Origin of the sequence: Komagataeibacter melomenusus (assembly GCF_013155395.1) — a bacterium.
GTDB classification, from domain to species: Bacteria; Pseudomonadota; Alphaproteobacteria; order Acetobacterales; family Acetobacteraceae; genus Komagataeibacter; species Komagataeibacter melomenusus.
Genome location: NZ_JABJWC010000002.1, coordinates 101,241 through 118,471, shown reverse-complemented (window position 1 = coordinate 118,471; position 17,231 = coordinate 101,241). Strand labels below are relative to the sequence as shown.

Annotated in this window: 25 protein-coding genes and 1 pseudogene; 11 read left to right on the top strand and 15 right to left on the bottom strand. The window is 64.2% G+C overall.

Features of this window, described 5'->3' with window-relative positions; all coding sequences use genetic code 11:
* Positions 1-33 precede the first annotated feature (33 nt).
* Both HNW77_RS01625 and HNW77_RS01620 read right to left on the bottom strand, forming a co-directional pair.
* On the bottom strand, positions 34-720 hold the full coding sequence (locus tag HNW77_RS01625) for a phosphoribosyltransferase (protein ID WP_276592055.1): 687 nt from the start codon (positions 718-720) through the stop codon (positions 34-36).
* A gap of 86 nt (positions 721-806) precedes the next feature.
* Complete coding sequence (locus tag HNW77_RS01620; RefSeq protein ID WP_172154741.1) at positions 807-1,508, bottom strand: pirin family protein; 702 nt, start codon at positions 1,506-1,508, stop codon at positions 807-809.
* 181 nt (positions 1,509-1,689) lie between these two features.
* On the opposite strand from HNW77_RS01620, the gene HNW77_RS01615 reads away from it, so the two are divergent.
* Positions 1,690-2,616 (top strand): LysR family transcriptional regulator, encoded by a 927-nt coding sequence (locus tag HNW77_RS01615; protein ID WP_172154739.1) that lies wholly within the window; start codon positions 1,690-1,692, stop codon positions 2,614-2,616.
* 43 nt (positions 2,617-2,659) lie between these two features.
* Here HNW77_RS01615 and wrbA read toward each other — a convergent pair whose 3' ends face one another.
* On the bottom strand, positions 2,660-3,259 hold the full coding sequence (gene wrbA / locus HNW77_RS01610; RefSeq protein ID WP_172154737.1) for an NAD(P)H:quinone oxidoreductase: 600 nt from the start codon (positions 3,257-3,259) through the stop codon (positions 2,660-2,662).
* A 494-nt stretch (positions 3,260-3,753) separates the two neighbouring features.
* Here wrbA and HNW77_RS01605 point away from each other — a divergent pair, with 494 nt between their 5' ends.
* Complete coding sequence (locus tag HNW77_RS01605; protein ID WP_172154735.1) at positions 3,754-3,990, top strand: hypothetical protein; 237 nt, start codon at positions 3,754-3,756, stop codon at positions 3,988-3,990.
* A 16-nt stretch (positions 3,991-4,006) separates the two neighbouring features.
* On the opposite strand, the gene tmpT is transcribed toward HNW77_RS01605, so the two are convergent.
* The 4 genes from tmpT to HNW77_RS01585 all read right to left on the bottom strand — a co-directional run bounded on the left by tmpT (position 4,007) and on the right by HNW77_RS01585 (position 6,218).
* Positions 4,007-4,660 carry a thiopurine S-methyltransferase gene (gene tmpT / locus HNW77_RS01600; protein WP_172154733.1) on the bottom strand — a complete coding sequence of 218 codons (654 nt, stop codon included), beginning with the start codon at positions 4,658-4,660 and terminating at the stop codon, positions 4,007-4,009.
* Positions 4,661-4,747: 87 nt separating this feature from the next.
* Positions 4,748-5,065, bottom strand: a complete 318-nt coding sequence (locus HNW77_RS01595) for a hypothetical protein (RefSeq protein WP_172154731.1) — start codon at positions 5,063-5,065, stop codon at positions 4,748-4,750.
* A 125-nt stretch (positions 5,066-5,190) separates the two neighbouring features.
* Positions 5,191-5,376, bottom strand: a complete 186-nt coding sequence (locus HNW77_RS01590) for a hypothetical protein (protein WP_172154729.1) — start codon at positions 5,374-5,376, stop codon at positions 5,191-5,193.
* A 356-nt stretch (positions 5,377-5,732) separates the two neighbouring features.
* On the bottom strand, positions 5,733-6,218 hold the full coding sequence (locus HNW77_RS01585; protein WP_172154727.1) for a DUF523 domain-containing protein: 486 nt from the start codon (positions 6,216-6,218) through the stop codon (positions 5,733-5,735).
* Positions 6,219-6,644: 426 nt separating this feature from the next.
* Between HNW77_RS01585 and HNW77_RS01580 the strand changes: the two genes are divergently transcribed.
* The 5 genes from HNW77_RS01580 (at position 6,645) to HNW77_RS01560 (ending at position 10,859) form a co-directional block, all read left to right on the top strand.
* Positions 6,645-6,782 (top strand): hypothetical protein, encoded by a 138-nt coding sequence (locus HNW77_RS01580; protein WP_167370151.1) that lies wholly within the window; start codon positions 6,645-6,647, stop codon positions 6,780-6,782.
* A gap of 124 nt (positions 6,783-6,906) precedes the next feature.
* Positions 6,907-8,280, top strand: coding sequence for a dGTP triphosphohydrolase (dgt, locus tag HNW77_RS01575; RefSeq protein WP_172154725.1), 1,374 nt, complete (start codon positions 6,907-6,909; stop codon positions 8,278-8,280).
* A gap of 139 nt (positions 8,281-8,419) precedes the next feature.
* On the top strand, positions 8,420-9,535 hold the full coding sequence (locus HNW77_RS01570; protein WP_172154723.1) for an acyl-CoA dehydrogenase family protein: 1,116 nt from the start codon (positions 8,420-8,422) through the stop codon (positions 9,533-9,535).
* Complete coding sequence (locus HNW77_RS01565; protein WP_172154722.1) at positions 9,532-10,260, top strand: PIG-L deacetylase family protein; 729 nt, start codon at positions 9,532-9,534, stop codon at positions 10,258-10,260. The genes HNW77_RS01570 and HNW77_RS01565 overlap by 4 nt, the downstream gene beginning before the upstream one ends.
* The gene (locus tag HNW77_RS01560; protein WP_172154721.1) at positions 10,257-10,859 is read left to right on the top strand and encodes a class I SAM-dependent DNA methyltransferase; all 603 of its coding nucleotides are present in this window, start codon (positions 10,257-10,259) and stop codon (positions 10,857-10,859) included. The genes HNW77_RS01565 and HNW77_RS01560 overlap by 4 nt, the downstream gene beginning before the upstream one ends.
* A 52-nt stretch (positions 10,860-10,911) precedes the next feature.
* Here HNW77_RS01560 and HNW77_RS01555 read toward each other — a convergent pair whose 3' ends face one another.
* Positions 10,912-12,018, bottom strand: a complete 1,107-nt coding sequence (locus tag HNW77_RS01555; protein ID WP_172154720.1) for a glycosyltransferase — start codon at positions 12,016-12,018, stop codon at positions 10,912-10,914.
* A gap of 110 nt (positions 12,019-12,128) precedes the next feature.
* On the opposite strand from HNW77_RS01555, the gene HNW77_RS18135 reads away from it, so the two are divergent.
* Both HNW77_RS18135 and HNW77_RS18130 read left to right on the top strand, forming a co-directional pair.
* A complete protein-coding gene (locus HNW77_RS18135) occupies positions 12,129-12,302 on the top strand; it encodes a hypothetical protein (RefSeq protein ID WP_172154719.1) in 174 nt (57 codons plus the stop codon).
* 39 nt (positions 12,303-12,341) lie between these two features.
* Positions 12,342-12,467 (top strand): annotated as a pseudogene (locus HNW77_RS18130) (IS1595 family transposase); the annotation flags it as partial.
* 44 nt (positions 12,468-12,511) lie between these two features.
* On the opposite strand, the gene HNW77_RS18125 reads toward HNW77_RS18130, so the two are convergent.
* From HNW77_RS18125 to HNW77_RS01515, 7 genes are all read right to left on the bottom strand, one after another.
* Positions 12,512-12,697 carry a hypothetical protein gene (locus HNW77_RS18125; RefSeq protein ID WP_408886748.1) on the bottom strand — a complete coding sequence of 62 codons (186 nt, stop codon included), beginning with the start codon at positions 12,695-12,697 and terminating at the stop codon, positions 12,512-12,514.
* Positions 12,698-12,915: 218 nt separating this feature from the next.
* Positions 12,916-13,323, bottom strand: a complete 408-nt coding sequence (locus HNW77_RS01540) for a YidB family protein (RefSeq protein WP_172154717.1) — start codon at positions 13,321-13,323, stop codon at positions 12,916-12,918.
* A 67-nt stretch (positions 13,324-13,390) separates the two neighbouring features.
* Positions 13,391-13,624 carry a hypothetical protein gene (locus HNW77_RS01535; RefSeq protein WP_172154716.1) on the bottom strand — a complete coding sequence of 78 codons (234 nt, stop codon included), beginning with the start codon at positions 13,622-13,624 and terminating at the stop codon, positions 13,391-13,393.
* A 129-nt stretch (positions 13,625-13,753) separates the two neighbouring features.
* Positions 13,754-14,059 (bottom strand): hypothetical protein, encoded by a 306-nt coding sequence (locus tag HNW77_RS01530; RefSeq protein ID WP_172154715.1) that lies wholly within the window; start codon positions 14,057-14,059, stop codon positions 13,754-13,756.
* 342 nt (positions 14,060-14,401) lie between these two features.
* Complete coding sequence (locus HNW77_RS01525) at positions 14,402-14,632, bottom strand: hypothetical protein (RefSeq protein WP_172154714.1); 231 nt, start codon at positions 14,630-14,632, stop codon at positions 14,402-14,404.
* Positions 14,629-14,910, bottom strand: coding sequence for a putative hemolysin (locus tag HNW77_RS01520; RefSeq protein WP_241694226.1), 282 nt, complete (start codon positions 14,908-14,910; stop codon positions 14,629-14,631). Before HNW77_RS01520 ends, HNW77_RS01525 begins: the two co-directional genes overlap by 4 nt.
* Positions 14,911-14,986: 76 nt before the next feature.
* Entirely contained in the window at positions 14,987-15,319 is a 333-nt protein-coding gene (locus HNW77_RS01515) for a hypothetical protein (protein WP_172154712.1), read from the bottom strand.
* An 81-nt stretch (positions 15,320-15,400) separates the two neighbouring features.
* Between HNW77_RS01515 and HNW77_RS01510 the strand changes: the two genes are divergently transcribed.
* Both HNW77_RS01510 and HNW77_RS01505 read left to right on the top strand, forming a co-directional pair.
* Entirely contained in the window at positions 15,401-16,687 is a 1,287-nt protein-coding gene (locus tag HNW77_RS01510; RefSeq protein WP_172154710.1) for an Hsp70 family protein, read from the top strand.
* Between the two features lie 32 nt (positions 16,688-16,719).
* The gene (locus HNW77_RS01505; RefSeq protein ID WP_172154708.1) at positions 16,720-17,070 is read left to right on the top strand and encodes a hypothetical protein; all 351 of its coding nucleotides are present in this window, start codon (positions 16,720-16,722) and stop codon (positions 17,068-17,070) included.
* The last annotated feature ends 161 nt before the right edge of the window (positions 17,071-17,231 follow it).

Sequence of the window (17,231 nt, the reverse complement as noted above, 5' to 3'; positions counted from 1 at the left end):
GCCGCAAACCCCCCGGCAAGACAATGGGCAGTTTCAGGTGCCGGGCAGGGGATGCCAGCCATCGGCCTGCCTGCCAAAAAGCGGGATATGGCCCAGCGCATGCACCTGCGGCGCGCTGGTGGGGCCGGTGGCCTCCAGCGCCGTGCGCCAGGCCCAGCCTTCGGTCAGCACGGCTGCAATGGCCACGACGCATGCCCCCGCGCGTTCAAGCAGGCGCATGGCGGCGGCAGCCGTGCGCCCGGTGTTGAGCACGTCATCAATCACCACCACGCGCCTGCCGCGCACGCGCTCCACCAGTGCCGGGTCAAGGTAAAGGTGCTTTGTCTGGTCCGGGCTGGTTGATGAGGTGAGCGGGATGGCAAGGCTGTCATCGTACCAGAATTTGCGTGAGTGCCCCAGCGCCACGTAGTCACCCATGCCCAGCTTTTCCGCCACGGGGCGGGCATAGGCCAGCCCCATGGTGGGCACGCCAACGATCGCCTGTGGCGCAAGCGGGCTGACCATTGCGGCCAGCAGGCGGATGAGGGCGTGCTCCACGGCAAAGCCGGTCTGGTTGGCCATGAGCAGCGCAATGGCCTGCGCCCCGCCGGGCAGGGCGCGCAGTGGCAGGGTCAGGGTGGAGCCATCATGCAGGCGCACCGGGTAGGATGCGCCATAAGGCGGCGCGGCGGCGGGTGCGCCATCAGGCGACCATGTGGCGTGGTAGGCGGGCAGGGTCACGGATCAGTTGGTCCCGGTCATGGCGTGTGTCAGGTCGGGGCGCGCACTTTCGCGCCCCGACCTGCATGATACACACCCCTGGCGGGTCAGGCGATGGTGTCGACCAGAATGATCTCGGCATCCTCCAGCGCGCGCACGCTCAGGGTCTCGATATCGGACAGGGCCGCGCCATCGCGCTCGCCTACCCGCACGCCCTCTATTTCCACCGCGCCGCGCGCGGGCACCAGGTAGCCCAGCCGCTGCGCACCCAGCCTGTAGGTGGCTGTCTGTCCCTTGGCCAGGGTGGCACCAAGCACGCGGGCATCGGCATTGATGGGCAGGGCATCGCCATCGCCTTCATGCCCCGAGGCGAGCACCACGAACTGCCCGGCCCGCTCATTGCGCGGAAAGGCCCGCGTGCCCCATGAGGGCGCATGGCCCGCGCGGTCAGGCATGATCCAGATCTGGAACAGGCGCGTGGCCACCGCGTCGCGGTTGTATTCGCTGTGACGGATGCCGGTGCCAGCCGACATGACCTGCACGTCGCCTGCCTCGGTGCGGCCGGTATTGCCCAGGCTGTCGGTGTGGGTGATGGCGCCTTCGCGCACGAAGGTGATGATTTCCATATCCCGGTGCGGATGGGTGCCGAAACCGGTGCCGGGCGCGATCATGTCGTCATTCCAGACCCGCAGCGCACCCCAGTGCATGCGGGCGGGATCATGATACCCCGCAAACGAGAAATGATGCCGTGCATCAAGCCAGCCATGGTTGGCGTGGCCCAGCAGGCCAAAGGGTCGGACTTCGATCATCGGGCTTTTTCCTTTCTGTTGCCCTGAGGGTATCGGACCGGGTCCGGTATTTATATGGAAATGAATGAAATGTTTCATTTCCAATTTTTGCATCTTCAGCCCTTGACCAGACAGGGTAGAGACACAGCCCGGCAGATAAGTTAGGGAAACATATGGCACATACCCTTTCCCGAGTTTGCCGATGAGACTGCCGGATTTCGAGGCCTGGGCCATTTTTGCCAAGGTGGCGGAGCGCGGCTCCTTTGCCCGCGCGGCAGAGGAGATACAACTCTCCAAGCCGACCGTATCAAAAGCCATCAGCCGGCTTGAGCAGGCGCTTGGCGTCGCCCTGTTCAACCGCAATTCACGCCAGATGTCACTGACCGAGACCGGCCGCCAGTTACTTGGCCACGCCAACACGATCCTGGCCGAAGCCGAGGCCGCCGAGACACAGGCCCGCGGCGGCACGCGCGCGCCATCAGGTCTGATCCGCATGGCCGCGCCCATGACATTTGGCATCCAGCACCTGGCCCCGGTTCTGCCCGAATTCCTGAGCCGTTACCCTGAAATCGACCTCACCATCGATTACAGCGATGCGCTGGTTGACCTGGTGGCGGGGGGATATGACCTTGCGCTCAGGATTGCGGCGCTGGCCGATTCATCGCTGCGCGCCCGGCGGTTGTGCAGCGTGCGGCTGGCGCTGGTGTGCACGCCTGCCTATCTGGCGCGCATTGGCGCGCCAGGGCATCCGCGCGCGCTGGAGGGGCACAAGAGTTTTGTCTACACCAATACCTCCGCCCCCGGCATGATCCGCCTGCGGCACGAAGGGGATGGGCGGGAATTCGTACTTTCGCAGACAGCGCGGCTCCGCGCCGATAATGCGGCAGGCTTCCTGCCCGCGCTCGAGGCGGGGCTGGGGTTCGGCATGTTTCCGGAATTCATGGTATGGGAGGGGCTGAAGGCAGGCCGCTTCGTGCGCCTGCTGCCCGGATGGGAGGTGCCGCCCGTGGGGCTGTACCTGATCACGCCCGCAAGCGGGCTGCGGCCCATCCGGGTCAATGCGTTTATTGATTATCTGGTGGGCGCCTTTGCCCACCCGCCCTGGGCGCGGGAAGAAGGCTGCCTGTAGGCGCCAGGGCAATCCCCCCGGCGCCACGGGCCGGGGGGGGCGATCAGGCGGTGAGCTTGCGTGCAAGGCCCGCCACATGCTGGCCAAGGTAATGCGCCCCATCAAGCTCGGTGGGGCTGGGCTGGCGCGAACCGTCGCCCGCCGCGATGGTGGTGGCGCCATAAGGCGCACCCCCTGTTACTTCATCAACCCGGAGCTGGCCCTGAAAGCTGTAGGGCAGGCCGGTAATGACCATGCCGTGGTGCAAGAGGTTCGACATCAGCGAGAACAGCGTGGTTTCCTGCCCGCCATGCTGCGATGCGGTGGAGGTGAACACCGCGCCCACCTTGCCGACCAGCGCGCCCTTGAGCCACAGGCCGCCGGTCTGGTCCCAGAAATTGGCCATCTGCGATGGCAGGCGGCCAAAGCGGGTGGGCGCACCCACGATGATCGCATCATATTCCGGCAGTTCCGCCGTGGTGGCCAGCGGGGCACTCTGCCCGGTCTTGAAATGATGGTTTTTGGCAACTTCCTCAGGCACGAGTTCAGGCACGCGCTTGACCACGGCCTCCAGCCCGGCCTCGCGCACGCCTTCGGCCACGGCATGGGCCATTGTTTCCACATGGCCGTAGGATGAGTAATACAGTACGAGAACCTTGGGCATAGTCATGACCTTCCGCTATGTTTCATGTTGCGCTGCCGGGCTGCCCGGCAGGAGCCCCAACAATACGGCCCCATGCGCCTGCCGATACGCCAAAATTGGAAACGCTCCGTTTCCGGGCCTTGAAGCCTGCCCGCGGGCTGGCCTGCCAAAAAGACGGCGTTGCCTGAATCCTGTCACGCCGACAGTGGCAGGAAAATGGCAGCCATGACCCCATCCCCACGCCATTGCAGTCAAGCAGCTTGACGCAATCCGTGCCCTGCCCGAGAACGCGCGCGAGATCCGTGGCCGTAAGCGACGCACGTGTTAACATGTCCGCACGCTACAGCAAAAGAACCGGCGGAAGGCAGGCAGCCCCTCACGCACCCTGTTTCGCGCGCCTGCCCATGGAAGTGACTTCCGGCGCAGCGGCCTTTATAGAAGGGGCAACACGGGGCCGGGCATGGGGGCAGGCCCCGGCACCAACGGACAGGCACCATACGGATACAGGCGGAACCATGCGATCGATTATAGAACACGTCCGGCAAATCAACGCGGAGCGCACACTGGTCATGAACCTGTGCGCCTGCCTGTGCGTGGTGCTCATGCTGGGGCTTGCCAACCTGGTGTGTCGCTACGTGCTGCATACCGACATGTCTTTCCTCATGCCCTGGATGCTGGCGGCCACGGCGCTGTATTTCTTTATTCCGGCGCTCGTATTGTGGATTGCAACGGGCAATCCGTCCGGCAAGTAATTGACGGGCGGCGACGCTATGGTGCGGGCCCAGGGCAGGGTGTGAGGGTCCATACGCTTTCCCATGCCGGGCAGGCGCCTTTCAGGCCGCCGGGCACGGCCTGCCGGGCGATGCGCGCTGGCAGCAGAGTTCCGGCATAATACTGGCGCACCATCGTTTCATCCACCGCAAAGGGCGGCCCTGCGCGGCATGACTGGTCATATTCCAGGCAGATGAGCAATTGCGGCGCGCTGTGGGTCAGGGCAACGAGGTGGCGGGCATAGGCCACCCGCATGGGCGCGGGCAGGGCGATCAGCGCCGCGCGATCATAGACGGCATCCACCGCTCCAAGCTGTTGTGGGGTCAGGTCAAGGATATTGCCAGCAAAAACGCAGAGTTTGCCCGCCTCGAAGCGATCAAGCGCGCCGCAGGGTGTAACATGCGGCACCAGACCCAGTGCTGCAAAGAGGCGTGTTACGGCAATGCGGCTGAGTTCGCAGCCCGCCACGCCGTAGCCCTGCGCCAGCAGCCAGTGAATATCGAGGCTCATGCCACACAGGGGCACGAAAACCCGCGCGCCCGCAGGCAGGTGCAGGGCTGGCAGATAGCGGGTGAGCAGGGCGTTGGGGCGGGGTTCATGAAAGCCGGTCTCGCCGCGTTCCCACTTCGCCTGCCAGAAAGCTTCATCCATCCTGTCTGCCTTTATGCCCGGATTCATGCTGCCTGTGGTAGCGCGTTACCTATGGCGTGAACAGACCGGTTGCCACAGGCTGGCCCCTTATTGCCACGCGCCAGCCTGTGTCATGCATTCTGCAAAGAAGTTACGGTGCGAGGCCTGGCTGATCCCGATGGTCGTGGCCGTAGAATCGCTACCGAGCGAACGGCCCTCGCATCGGGCCTCGATGTTGCGGTAACGGCTGCTCTGCCGGGGGATGGCAGCGCTATGCCCCGCCATGTAGCCATAGACCGAATTGACATGGTTATGCGCATGCAACCGCGCGGGCAGGCCAATATGATAGCTGTGGCTTGCCGCAGGCCGGGGGACTGCGGCGAGCATCGTGACGGACAGGGCCGCGATGGTGATTCTTCTGGGCATTGGCAAGACCTCGGGTGGTTTTGCAATACCTGTAAGGGGTCAATGTAACGGCATTATGTGCAGAGGCCGTTTTTGTGTTTCAGATGGATTATATATTATTCATGTCATGGCAATAAAAGCGGGTTCTACCAGCCCATGTTACCGGGTCCGCTCCAGCCACCGCCCAGGCTGCCCCACTCACCCTGCGGGCCACCATTGCCATGATCCGCTGCGGCGCGCGCGTTATCATCAAGGCGCGGATTGTGGTCAGCGCAGGCGGCAAGGCCAGCAATGCAGGCAAGAAGCATGAGAAAACGCGGGAGCAGACGCATGGCGGCAGGCTTCCCATCAGGCTGCGGGCCAGCAGGCAGGCAAGATTGTGCCGTAGCGGCGCCCCGTTGCGACAGCCATGCGCCGCGTGCAAAGGCATGACGCGCATCCGGCGGGTGCGGTCCCGGCGCAGGTGGATGGCCGGGCAAGCCGGGACCGCAGGTTCCATGATACGCGACATCTGCCATACACTGCGTAAAGAAACCTGACCAAACGTAACGGCAGGCAGAACCGGCATGAACGGGGCGTGTCTCAAAAGCCAATCCGGAAAACTCCTGTCAGCAGGAAGACGGTTCTGGCGCGTATCTGTTACAGGGCATCAAACCATGCCCCGTGTGCGGGCAGCGTGCAGGAGCACTCAATCCATTCTGGCTGCGAGCAGCGCAAATTGCGCGGGCGCGTAAACGGCCACCCCATGGCGGCGTAAAAGAGCCGTGGTCACCCCCATCCCGGCATGGCGCGTGCCGGTAAACGTGCCATCATAAATAAAACTGCTGCCACATGACGGGCTGCCATCCATAAGCAGCGCCAGAGCGCAGTGATGCTGCCGGGCCATGGCCAGGGCAAGATGGGCGCCCGCTACAAACGGGGCCGATACATCCTGCCCTGTCGCTTCATGAACGCAGCCCCACCCGTCAAGCACCGCTACACCATCGCGCCCCTGCGCAATTTCAGCCGGGGCGCGGGGAGTCATGAGGCCTGCCTGCGTTTCGGGGCAGGCAACCGTCACACGCCCTTCCGCCCGCCATCGCGCCAGACTGTGCTCCATCAGGGGGCGGGCCGAGCCATCATAGCGCACCGGCAGGCCCGCAAGGCAGCCACTGATCAACAGGTTGGGTTTCATGCCGCCCAGCCTGCCACGAACGGGTGGCAAGGAAAACCGTTACGATCATGCGCGCAGGCAAATAAGGGGGGGTAAAACAGCAACGGCAGGAGCCAGGGCCCCTGCCGTCCGGTCTTTCTTCATCACGGATGTGCCGACCTACACATGCAAGCAGGTTTAAGGTTGTTATGACAGGATGTCGCATGAAAAAAATGCACCCCTACCATCCGCTAAAGCATTGCTGGAAAAGCCCATACCCCCGGCTCCACACATGCGTTGCGATAACGAAACATATACTTTTGCAATGGCAGCCTGTATGCTGGCAGGAGAGGCCCCGCCACGGGCGCGCGCAAAGCAGGTGAGGCAGGAAATGCTGGCAAATCAAGGCGCAAGGGTGCACACGCCTACCATGAACAGAGAATGCCTGGCGGGAAGGAACGATAACGCGTGACCCAGTGGAATATGATTTATCAGATTTCCATCGTAATCCGTAATGGCATCCTGCTGTGTTTTTTAACATGGGCGGTGATGCGGCTGGCCATGTGGGCGATTGAATTCCTGTTCGGGTCGGGTGGCGAGGAGTGAGCGCATACGGGCCTGCGCGGACCCGATTATCGTGCTTTTTCCGTTACATGCGGGCAGGCGGCTTGACCGGCATGGGGGGAGCACGGATGATGGCAGGCAGATTGCCACCAGGGATTGACCGGGCATGCAGTGGAACACGCTTCTCAGGACCGAACGCCTCAACGACCCCGACTACAGGCAGGAAAAACACCGCCCCGCCTATATGCAGGACATGGACCGTATCCTGTTTTCGCCGCCTTTCCGCAGGCTCGCGAACAAGACCCAGGTTCACCCGCTTTATGATAACGACCATGTGCACCACCGCCTGATCCACAGCCTTGAGGCCGCGACGGTGGGGCACTCGCTGGGCACCGAGGTGGGCTCATGGCTGGCCGATGACCTCAAGGCCCTCACGGCTGATGAGGTCAAGGTCGTTGCGGGCCTCGTGCAGACGGCCTGCATGGCGCATGATATCGGCAACCCGCCTTTCGGCCATTCCGGGGAGGAGGCCATCGGATCATGGTTCAAGGAAAAATTTGCGGCAGGCCACGATATCATGGGCGAGATCACGCCCGCGCAGCGTATCGAATTCAATGCCTTTGAGGGGAATGCGCAGGGTTTTCGCATTCTCACGCGCACCGAGATGTATCGCAACAGGGGCGGGATGCGGCTTGCGCTGGGTTCACTGGGGGCCTTTACAAAATATCCGGTTTCAGCACCTGTCCGGCTGGAGGCGGGGGTCGGGGGCGTGGTGGACGGCACGCCCTATATCGGTCTCAAGAAATACGGTTTTTTCGAGAATGACGTGCCGACTTTCGCGCATGTCGCCACGGCACTTGGCCTGCGGCGCACGGATGTGCTTGATGCCAGCGGGCGGGTTGTCGGCTCATGGTGGCGGCGGCACCCGCTGGCCTTCCTGATGGAGGCGGCAGATGACATCTGCTACAATATCATGGACTTGGAAGATGCCTACCTTTCGGAAGATATCAGCTTCGAGGTGGCAACCACCCTGCTTGGCGCGCTCACGACCCGCTCGCGCAGGGATTACCCTGAACGCAGCCGGGCCGATATTGTCTCCATCTACCGCGCCAAGGCCATCAGCGGCGCGATTGCCGCCTGCGTGGAGGCGTTTCGTGAGAATTACGATGCCATCATGGAGGGAGACTTCCCGCGTTCGCTGGTCGAGGCATCACGGCTTGGGGCGGAATTCCAGGCCATACGGCAGGTGGCGCGGACCGAGATCTTCAACGCGGCACGCAAGACGGAACTCGAGGTTTACGGGCGCAACGTCGTCTACCGCATTCTGGATGGGCTTCTGCCATTACTGAATGAATTGCGGGCCGTGGAATGGGACAGCACCCGGCTGAGCGCCTATCACGCGCAGGTGGTGCGCGCATTGCGGCTGCCGGTCGCCCATGTCACCAACGCCTATGACGCGCTGCATGCGCTGACCGATTTCGTATCGGGCATGACGGACCGCTATGCCGTGAAAGTGGCGGATATCGTGGGGCGGCGATAACCGGACTGGCGGTGCAGGGCATGGCCTGCGTGATGTGAGGGGAACCAATCGCGTGCCGGTGCTGTTTGTTCAGGCAGGGAAACGGTGCTGACGGGTTGCTGCGTTTTCCTGCTTTTTCGGAAATACGGAGCCTGCCTGCATGAGTTTTCCCTTCGAGGCCCTGATGGCCTGCCGTGCCGAACTCGAGGCGGAAGCCAGCGCGAATGATGCGCAGGCGGTTTTTCCCACGCACGGACTGGCGCGGCTGCGGCAACTTGGCGTCCTGTCCGCAGCGCTGCCATTGGCGCTTGGCGGCTGCTGGCCCGATGCCGCGCCGGAGGCGGCCGCGGCGGGCCTGCTGCGCCTGTTGCAACTGGTGGGGCAGGGCAGCCTGGCGCTTGGCCGTGTGGTGGAAGGGCATGTCAACGCCCTGCGCCTTGTCAGCCGCTACGGCACGCCGGCCCAGTACGCCGCCCTTGCGGCCGATGTGCGCGCGGGCGCGCTCCTTGGCGTATGGGTGACCGATGGCGCGCGCCCCGTGCATATGGACCAGACCGCGCAGGGCCTGATCCTGCATGGGCAGAAAGCCTTTGCTTCTGGCGTGGGTCATGTCACGCGGGCACTGGTGACGGCCCGCACGCAGGCGGGCACGACGGGCATGCTGCTTGTGGCGGTGGGGCAGGGGTGTGTCATCCATCCTTCCATCGGCGGGCTGAGCGGCATGCGGGGCGCAGGCACGGGGCAGTGCGATTTCGAGGGGCTTTGCGTATCTCCGGACAGCCTGATCGGGCAGGCGGGCGACTATCTGCGCCAGCCTGAATTTTCAGCCGGAGCATGGCGGCCCATGGCCGTAGCCCTTGGCGGGATTGAAAGGCTCACCACCGTGCTGCGCGAACAGCTTGCCGCACGGGGGCGGGCGCAGGCCCCGGCCCAGCTGGCGCGGATCGGCCATGCGCTGATTGCCGCCCAGACCGCCCTGGGCTGGACACGCAAGGCCGCGCTGGTTGCCACCGCACAGGATCGCTACGACGCGGGCGATATTGTCGCCACCGTCAATCTGGCGCGCATTGCCGTAGAGCGGGCAGGGCTGGACGTGATTGAACTGGTCCAGCGCGGGCTGGGGCTTTCGGCCTTCATCAAGACCAACGTGGCAGAACGGCTGACCCGCGATCTGGCCACCTACCTGCGCCAGCCCGCCCCTGATGAAACATTATGCGAGGCGGCTGCATGGTTCATGCAGCGCGACCTGCCGCCTGCGGCGGCGGCTCTGCCATGAAAGCGGGCAGCCTGCACGCGGCGTGGCGCAACCTGCCACTGGCCCCGCTGCCTGATATTGTGCCCGGCACGGCCCTGATCCTGGCCCCGCATGCCGATGATGAAAGCCTGGGCTGTGGCGGCCTGATTGCCGCGTGCTGCCAGGCCGGGCGGCCGCCTGTTGTCGTTATCGTGACGGATGGCGCGGCCTCGCACCCCCACTCGCGCCAGTGGCCTGCCACGCGCCTGCGGCAACAGCGGCGGCAGGAGGTTCTGCATGCTGTAGCCTGCCTGGGGCTGGGGCCGGAGCGTGTGGTCTTTCTCAACCAGCCCGACGCCGCTACCGCGCATGAGGGGCCGGTTTTCGACCGTATCGTGCAGGAACTGGCCAGCCTGGCCGTGCGGCACGGCTGTACCACGGTTTTCGCGCCCTCGCGGCTTGATCCGCATTGCGATCATGAAGCCGTTTGGAAAATGGGCCTGGCCCTGCACCGCTGTCATGCCCTGCCCCTGCTGACCTATCCGGTGTGGGGGTGGCTTGTGGCGGCGGAGACGGATCTTGATCACGGGCCACCTGTGGGAATGCGCCTTGACATCACCCCTTATCGTGCGCTCAAGGCCCGCGCCGTCAGTGCGCATGAAAGCCAGTATGGCGGCCTGATAACCGATGACCCCACCGGCTTTAGCCTGCCTGCCAGCCTGCTGGCGGCGCTGGTCACGGATTTTGAGGTTTTTCTCGCGCCATGAGCAGGGCAAGCTGGCCGCGCACCGTGTTCGAGCGCATCCATGCTGCCAGTCCCGATCCATGGGGCGTGGCAAGCCGGCCCTATGAACGCGACAAATACCGCCACACCCTTGCGCTGCTGGCGGGCAGGCGGTTCCGTCACGCGCTGGAACTCGGGTGCTCCATCGGCATCATGACCGCCCGGCTGGCGCGGCAATGCGATCATCTGCTGGCCGTGGATGTGGCCGAGACTGCCCTTGCGCAGGCACGCCGCCGCTGCGCGGGACTGGACGGGGTAGCGTTTTATCGGGGGCAGTTGCCCGATGCCTTTCCTGACCTGCCAGCAGCGTCGTGTGACCTGATCATGATTTCGGAACTGCTGTATTTTCTCTCGCGGGCCGATATTGCGCGGCTCGCCACCCATTGCCTGCGTGTGCGGCAGGCGGACGCCCCCATCGTGCTGGTCAACTGGACCGGCCCGACCGATACCCCGTGCGATGGAAACGAGGCCGCCCGCCTCTTCACGGCAACCTGCCATGCCGCCGGGCTGCGGGTGACACATGCCCGACATCATGCCCGTTACCGGCTGGACATGCTGGGCGCATGTTGCAATGGCGGATAACCAAGCAAAGCCTTTTTCGGCATGCTTCAAAGAACGCTGGCTTATGCCTGCGTCACCCACCAAGCGCGGACAGGGCTGGCGCCCGCGCATGCAGCAGGCGCAGCACAATCCGGGCGGCGCGCTGGTGTTCGACCGCAAGGCTCGCGCGCCTGACAGGATGGCGGCGCAGGAGGGGGCTTGCAGCCTCGACCCGATCCCACGCCAGGCCAAAGAACGGTTCTGCGCAGGACGCGACAAGCGTGGCGGCGGGCAGCATTAACTGGCCAGCAAGTCTTTCGGCCCGTGCCAGCCAGGACATGGGGCGCACGGGCTGGCGCCACAGGGCACGCAGCGCCGCGCGGGCCTGGGCGCGATGCAGGCAGGTCATGGCAGGTTCAAGGCTTTCATCGAGCATTTCATCCTGCCGGACCAGGCGGCGGGCCATGGTATCGGCCATGCCGCCCCGCGCGCGCCCCGCGATCCGGCCGGATACGCTCACCCACACATCAGGCGCATGGCGGATGGCGGCATCCACGCGGCGCAGGGCCGCCAGAAACCCCCGGTCCTCGCCCAGGGGCATGGCGGGAATGCCGCCTGCGCGGTGGTACAGGCCAACCCGCACCGCAATACTGGCCCCGGAATGCTCGGCATGCCGTGGCCATGGGTCATGCGGATCAGGATCGGCAAGGTCATGGATCCGGTCGAGCAGGGTGGCATAGGCGGTTTCCGCCCGGTCATCTTCATGCAGGCAGGCGGGCAGGCGCGCGGCTTCCACCGGGTCGATCAGCGCGCGGCCACATACGGCATCGGCCCCTGTGGCAAAAGCGGCAAGCGTATTGGCAAGCCAGTCAGCCGCCACCACGGCATCTGCATCAGTGGTGAGCACGATGCCCTCCGGCCCAGCAAGTTCAGCCGCGCGCGCCATGGCCGCGCGGCGTGCGGTGCCAGCATGAGCGATCGGGGGCGGATAGGTGCGTTCAACGACATGAAGGGCAAAAGGCAGACGGCCGCTTAGGGCCTGCGTGGCGGGCAATGTCGCATCGGTGCAGTTGTTGAGCAGCAGCACAACATGCGTCAGGCGTGCCGCGTGCTGGCGGGCGAGGGCGCGCAGGCAGGGGCCGATGCGCTCAGCCTCGTTCCGCACGGGAATGGCCGCGACAAGGGGGCGGTAAGGCTGCATGGGTCACCTGCGGGCAGGGAGAAAGTGAAACGCCCGATCGGTCGGCCCGGTTTCATGGGCACCAGCATGTCATGATGCCCGGAAACGATGACGGTCAGGCATGGCCGTTCATGCACCTGCCCCGTGGGCGGCTCTTTTTGGTAATGGCTGCCGCACTTGTCGGCGTCAATCGCAATACAGCGACAGTGTATGACTGCAAATTGCGAGAGATCATCGCAGGACAGATTGCTCATGGGGCGCCGGTCTCAGGTGAAATCGCAGTCGATGAGAGCTATTTCGATTGACATCGCAAAGAAAAACGGGGCCGGGGCGCTGCCGGGAAAGTGGCTGTCTTTGGCCTGCTGAAACGACATGACCGTGTCCACGCCGTCATGATCCCCAATGCCGGACACCAGGCGCTGATGTCGATCATTGGAAAGAAAATGCAGCCTAATTCAATCGTCTACAGCGATTCCTGGCACGCTTGCAACAAACTGGATGTCTCGGAATTCCATCACGAACGCATCTTGCCCTGGGCAGAAACCACATCAACGGCATCGAGAATTTCTGGAACCAGGCGAAGCGGCATCTGCGGCGATACAATGGAATACCACGCAAGGACTTCCACCTCTTCCGCGCCGCGTGCGAGTGGCGCGTCAACATCCGCTCGCCTGCAAAACTCCTGAAAATCCTTGCTCAATGGGCCCAACTGCCCGCGTGAATCGTCCCAAGCAATGCTGACTTATGCCAGCCCCTAAAAGTTTCTGGGTGCCCCCTTTTGAAGCTTCTTGAAAAAAGCTTCACCAAAAACTTCTTTATGCCTGAAGATCCTGGCTGAACTGAAAAAAAACCTGCCACGCCGGGGTGATGTGCCCCGGCGTGGCAGGTTGAAAAAGGCGTGATCCTGAGTGCTGCGTGTCAGTGCAGGTTGGGGTCCGCCGTGTTTGCAGGCTGCCACCCCGCGCGCGCGTTCAGCGCGCGGTGACGGATGGCCGAGGGCAGCATCTCGCGCAGGATCTTCATCGCAGCCTGTTGGGAAAGGCCCGTCTGGGTGGAGAAACGCTCGAGTTCCGTGGGGCGGAACAGGGCCTGGATCGTGCTTTCATCGGCATGCGGGGCCTTGTCGTGCTCCTGCCATGAGCGGATCAGCGGCAGCATGCCTGCTTCCTCCGCGCGGTGTTCGAGCATGCTGGGTTCGTCTGGCGCGGGCAGGGGGCCGAGAATGTCGTTCAGCACCGACAGCGCACCGGAACGGTCGCCCTGCGCGCCTGTCAGGAAATCACCGATGCGGGTGGTCATGTCGGTTACATTACGCGAAATCGTCATGTGAGCCTCCGAAAAAACGGTAGCGGGGCACGGCCTGGTTGTGGCGTGCCCCGGTCACGGGACGGTATTATCTACCCTGCACGGTGTCCCGGCATGCAGGCGACAGACGGGTGACCTTGCGGTGCATGCAGGCTTCGACCTGTCTTGTATCCGGTATGTCCAGCGGGCACAGCCGCAGGGCATCGGCCTTGCAGGCCGCGACCTGCTGCGGTGTTGCCGGGTCATCGGCATATGCATCTGCTGCCAGCCCGATCCCCAACCCTAATGCGATGGGGAGGGCGGGGAAAACGGTGAACCGCATCCTGTATCCTCCTTTGTTTTTTTCAGTAGGGTGGCAAGGGTCAAACGCGCCGGGCGACGGCGGGTTCAGGCCGCCCGGCAGGCGTAAAAAACACGTTGCCGTGACTGCGCGCGCAGCCCCTGCCACGCTTTACATGCCCGGCGCGCTGGCGGCGCCGGGGCTCTGGTCCTGTCCCGCCTGCTGGGGCGAACCGGTGGGGCCGCCCGCGCCTTCGCCCACGGCATTGCCCGAGGGGGCTGCCGGATCATGCCGGGGCGCATCCGTTTTTTCTGCCGATTTCTCTGCCGAGCAGGAAATGCAGGCATCCTCCCCGATGCGCCCGCTACAGGCCACGAGGGGCAGGACAAGCCCCATGCCCGCCACAAGGGCGCATGAACGGGCCATGACCCCCAGGGACAGGATGCGGGGCGTGACAGTGGTTGCGGCTACGGGCACGGGTTCTCCTCCTTGTTGCTTCACAGGAGGCTGTTTCAGAAAACACCATGCTGGGTAAAGGACGGGTCAGGGCCACCACAGGCAGCAACCGACCGGCAGGGGACCTTGTGAAACAGCCTGCCTACCCCCAACGGTCGACCTGCGCGACAGTTGCATGCGGCATGCCCCCGGTGGTGATGATGCGCCCTGCTGGCCAGGCGATGCCGTGGCAGTCGGGCCGGGGTATTTTAAAGCGTGTCTGAAAGCAGATTATTGATAAAGGAGGACAGCTTTCTGCCGTCGCCTTGCTTTGAAGAAAGTAACGTTCATCTTTAAGTAACGTTCATCTTTTCGGGCGCTCTCCTATCGCATGGCGGCACGCGGGTGGCGGGGCACGATGCGCGCGCCTGCCACGCCTGCGCCCGGTGGCAGGGTGCACAGCCCGGTATGGCCATCAGGCGTTACGCGCCATGTTCCGCCGCGCTGCCTGCAATCCTGGGCCGGGGGCAGGTTGCGCGCCATCAGCGCATCGCCACAGCCTGCAAGCCCGAGCAGGGCCAGCAGGGCAAGGCGGGCAGGGCGGTGCGACTTCATCGTGGCCCGGCGGAATGGTTGCGGCGGAACAGGGCCCATTCCTCGATTATGGTGCCATCAGGCAGATGACACCACCCCGTCGTGCCCTGTGGGGAGGAGCGCAGTTCAAGCCTGCCGCCCAGATGCACGCAATAGGCGGAAGCCGGGTTGGGCATGCCGATCCGTGCAGCCTGCGCCCGGCCAGAAGGGGCTGCGCAGGCACCCAGCACAACCACCGCGCCAAGGGCTGCAAGCCGTATCAGGGTGGTATGGCCCGCGATGGGGCTGGACTTCATCATCTCGTTTCGTGCCACGTGCAGCAAATAAGGTGGGGTGGGGTCTTGATAACAGGCCAGCGCCCATCGGCCAAACCGGTCAGGGCACATGCCGGGCCGGGGGCAGGGCGGCCTGCACCGCGCCGAGTGCCGCGCTATGACCCAGTGCACGCAGCATGATGGCCAGGTTGGCATGGTCCATGACCGCGCTGTTGGTCAGGCGCGGCAGGCCATGGGCATCATACCACATGAGCCAGAACCGCGTGCCTTCCGGCCCGATGACATATTCCAGCCACAGCGTATCACCCGTATCGGCCTGTGTGACCAGTGGTGCCGCCAGCACGCTGCCCCGGGCCTGCCCCGTGCCGTGGGGGTGGCCGTGGCGGGTATCGGTGCGGTAGCGGGCATTGGCGCAGGTAAACGGCTGGGTCATGGCGCCTACCCCTACGCCACCCCTCGCAAAATGTGAATGACCCGATGGACACGGCCCCTGCCGGCGCGTATGGGAGGCCGCATGTCTTCCATAAAGCCCCCCCATGGCGTGCGGCTTGGCATAGATTTCGGCACGACCAATACCGTTGTGGTGGTGCTGGACGCCAAGGGCCAGCCGCAGCCCGCGCGCTTCCATTTTCCCCATCATCCGCCTGCCGAGACATGCCGCACGCTGCTCTGCCTGTGGCATGACGAGATGCAGCCCCGTGGCGCGTCGCTCCAGGAGGCCATAGGGGCTGCGGCGGTCGATGCCTACCTTGAAGACCCGGCGGAAAGCCGCCTTATCATGTCCATGAAGTCGTACCTGGCGCAGTCATCCTTCCGGCAGACGCGGCTGCTGGGCCAGGTGATGACGCTGGAATCACTGGTGGCGCGTTTTCTGTCATGCCTGATGCGCACGCTCGATATCGATCCTGCTCAGGTCAGCGCCACCGTGGGGCGGCCGGTGCATTTTGCCGGTGTCCGCGCCGATGATGCCTTTGGCGAGGACCGCCTGCGGGCAGGCTTTGCGCAGGCGGGCTTCCATCATGTTGACGTAGCCCTCGAGCCCGAAGCGGCAGGCTGGCACTTTGCCCAGCGCCTGACAGCGCCCGCCACCGTTCTGGTGGGTGACTTTGGCGGCGGCACGAGCGATTTTTCCATCCTGCGGTTTGATCCTGCCAGCGGGCAGGGAGCGACCCCGCTGGGCTATGCGGGCGTGGGCATTGCAGGCGACCAGCTTGACTACCGCATCATTGATAACGTGATCGCGCCCGAACTCGGTCGCAATACCACCTACCGCGTAATGGGCGGCCAGCCGCTGCCGGTGCCGGCCGAGTGGTATGCGGCCCTTGGGCGGTGGCACCGGCTGGCGCTGATGCGCACGCCCCAGACACTGCGCGACATGGCCGACGTGGCCCGCACCGCCGCCGAACCCCAGAAGATACAGGCGCTGATCGACATCATCGAGGCCCAGCAGGGCCAGGCGCTGTATCGCGCCGTAGGCCAGGCCAAGCGGGACCTGTCCAGCGCGCAGGGCACCACGCTGGATTATGAATTTGGCGATGTGCGCATTCACCGCACCATAACCCGTGCGGAATTCGAGGGCTGGATCGCGCCCGACCTCGCGCGGTTTGATGAAGCGGTGCAAACCGCGCTGGAACGCGCCAGCCTGCCCGCAGGCGCCATTGACCGCGTGTTCCTGACCGGCGGCACATCCTTCGTGCCCGCCGTGCGCGCGCTGTTCACCCGCCGCTTTGGCGCAGACAGGGTGGATATGGGGGGTGAGTTCGTATCCGTGGCGGAAGGGCTGGCGCTGATGAACGGGTGATGGCACCCTGACACCAGCGGCACGGGGCAGGCATGAAGCACATCAAGGTCATGGCGGATTATGCATGCTACCCGTTATGGCATGCCGGACCGCGCGCGGGAGAGGGCGATTTTGACCCCGCTACCCTGCCGATCTCTGATGGCCTGAAGAAGGACCTTGATGCCTGGCGGTGTGAATTCGATGCCATTCTGGACTGGAACGACCCCGGCGGCCCCAATACCGGATTTGAAACGCCAGATACCCGTGATGCCTTTGACCGGCAGGGGACTGAACTGGCTGCGCGGCTGCAGTCGGAGTTGGGCACGCAATACCGGGTCAGTGTGCAGCCTTGTGGTTCAGGCTATGTCAGGAATCCTTCAAGGGGTTTGGACCGAGGGCCCTGACACCCCTTGATTCCAGCGATTCCTGATACCCGGTGGCAGGAGACGGATCCTGCCCCGATCATACGCGCAGGCCGACGGCATCTCCTGCAGGATTGCCCCCGTCGTTTATGCCGGGCCGAAAGAGGCGGCGCGCAGGCCATGCGTGCCGATTGTCTGTTCCA

What these genes read in the sequence shown, in the direction of transcription:
- HNW77_RS01620 (WP_172154741.1), bottom strand. Translation starts at nt 1,508, where the DNA reads ATGATCGAAGTCCGACCCTTTGGCCTGCTGGGCCACGCCAACCATGGC.
- HNW77_RS01615 (WP_172154739.1), top strand. Translation starts at nt 1,690, where the DNA reads ATGAGACTGCCGGATTTCGAGGCCTGGGCCATTTTTGCCAAGGTGGCG.
- wrbA (WP_172154737.1), bottom strand. Translation starts at nt 3,259, where the DNA reads ATGCCCAAGGTTCTCGTACTGTATTACTCATCCTACGGCCATGTGGAA.
- HNW77_RS01605 (WP_172154735.1), top strand. Translation starts at nt 3,754, where the DNA reads ATGCGATCGATTATAGAACACGTCCGGCAAATCAACGCGGAGCGCACA.
- tmpT (WP_172154733.1), bottom strand. Translation starts at nt 4,660, where the DNA reads ATGGATGAAGCTTTCTGGCAGGCGAAGTGGGAACGCGGCGAGACCGGC.
- HNW77_RS01595 (WP_172154731.1), bottom strand. Translation starts at nt 5,065, where the DNA reads ATGCCCAGAAGAATCACCATCGCGGCCCTGTCCGTCACGATGCTCGCC.
- HNW77_RS01590 (WP_172154729.1), bottom strand. Translation starts at nt 5,376, where the DNA reads ATGCGTCTGCTCCCGCGTTTTCTCATGCTTCTTGCCTGCATTGCTGGC.
- HNW77_RS01585 (WP_172154727.1), bottom strand. Translation starts at nt 6,218, where the DNA reads ATGAAACCCAACCTGTTGATCAGTGGCTGCCTTGCGGGCCTGCCGGTG.
- dgt (WP_172154725.1), top strand. Translation starts at nt 6,907, where the DNA reads ATGCAGTGGAACACGCTTCTCAGGACCGAACGCCTCAACGACCCCGAC.
- HNW77_RS01570 (WP_172154723.1), top strand. Translation starts at nt 8,420, where the DNA reads ATGAGTTTTCCCTTCGAGGCCCTGATGGCCTGCCGTGCCGAACTCGAG.
- HNW77_RS01565 (WP_172154722.1), top strand. Translation starts at nt 9,532, where the DNA reads ATGAAAGCGGGCAGCCTGCACGCGGCGTGGCGCAACCTGCCACTGGCC.
- HNW77_RS01560 (WP_172154721.1), top strand. Translation starts at nt 10,257, where the DNA reads ATGAGCAGGGCAAGCTGGCCGCGCACCGTGTTCGAGCGCATCCATGCT.
- HNW77_RS01555 (WP_172154720.1), bottom strand. Translation starts at nt 12,018, where the DNA reads ATGCAGCCTTACCGCCCCCTTGTCGCGGCCATTCCCGTGCGGAACGAG.
- HNW77_RS18135 (WP_172154719.1), top strand. Translation starts at nt 12,129, where the DNA reads ATGCACCTGCCCCGTGGGCGGCTCTTTTTGGTAATGGCTGCCGCACTT.
- HNW77_RS01540 (WP_172154717.1), bottom strand. Translation starts at nt 13,323, where the DNA reads ATGACGATTTCGCGTAATGTAACCGACATGACCACCCGCATCGGTGAT.
- HNW77_RS01535 (WP_172154716.1), bottom strand. Translation starts at nt 13,624, where the DNA reads ATGCGGTTCACCGTTTTCCCCGCCCTCCCCATCGCATTAGGGTTGGGG.
- HNW77_RS01525 (WP_172154714.1), bottom strand. Translation starts at nt 14,632, where the DNA reads ATGAAGTCGCACCGCCCTGCCCGCCTTGCCCTGCTGGCCCTGCTCGGG.
- HNW77_RS01520 (WP_241694226.1), bottom strand. Translation starts at nt 14,910, where the DNA reads ATGATGAAGTCCAGCCCCATCGCGGGCCATACCACCCTGATACGGCTT.
- HNW77_RS01515 (WP_172154712.1), bottom strand. Translation starts at nt 15,319, where the DNA reads ATGACCCAGCCGTTTACCTGCGCCAATGCCCGCTACCGCACCGATACC.
- HNW77_RS01510 (WP_172154710.1), top strand. Translation starts at nt 15,401, where the DNA reads ATGTCTTCCATAAAGCCCCCCCATGGCGTGCGGCTTGGCATAGATTTC.
- HNW77_RS01505 (WP_172154708.1), top strand. Translation starts at nt 16,720, where the DNA reads ATGAAGCACATCAAGGTCATGGCGGATTATGCATGCTACCCGTTATGG.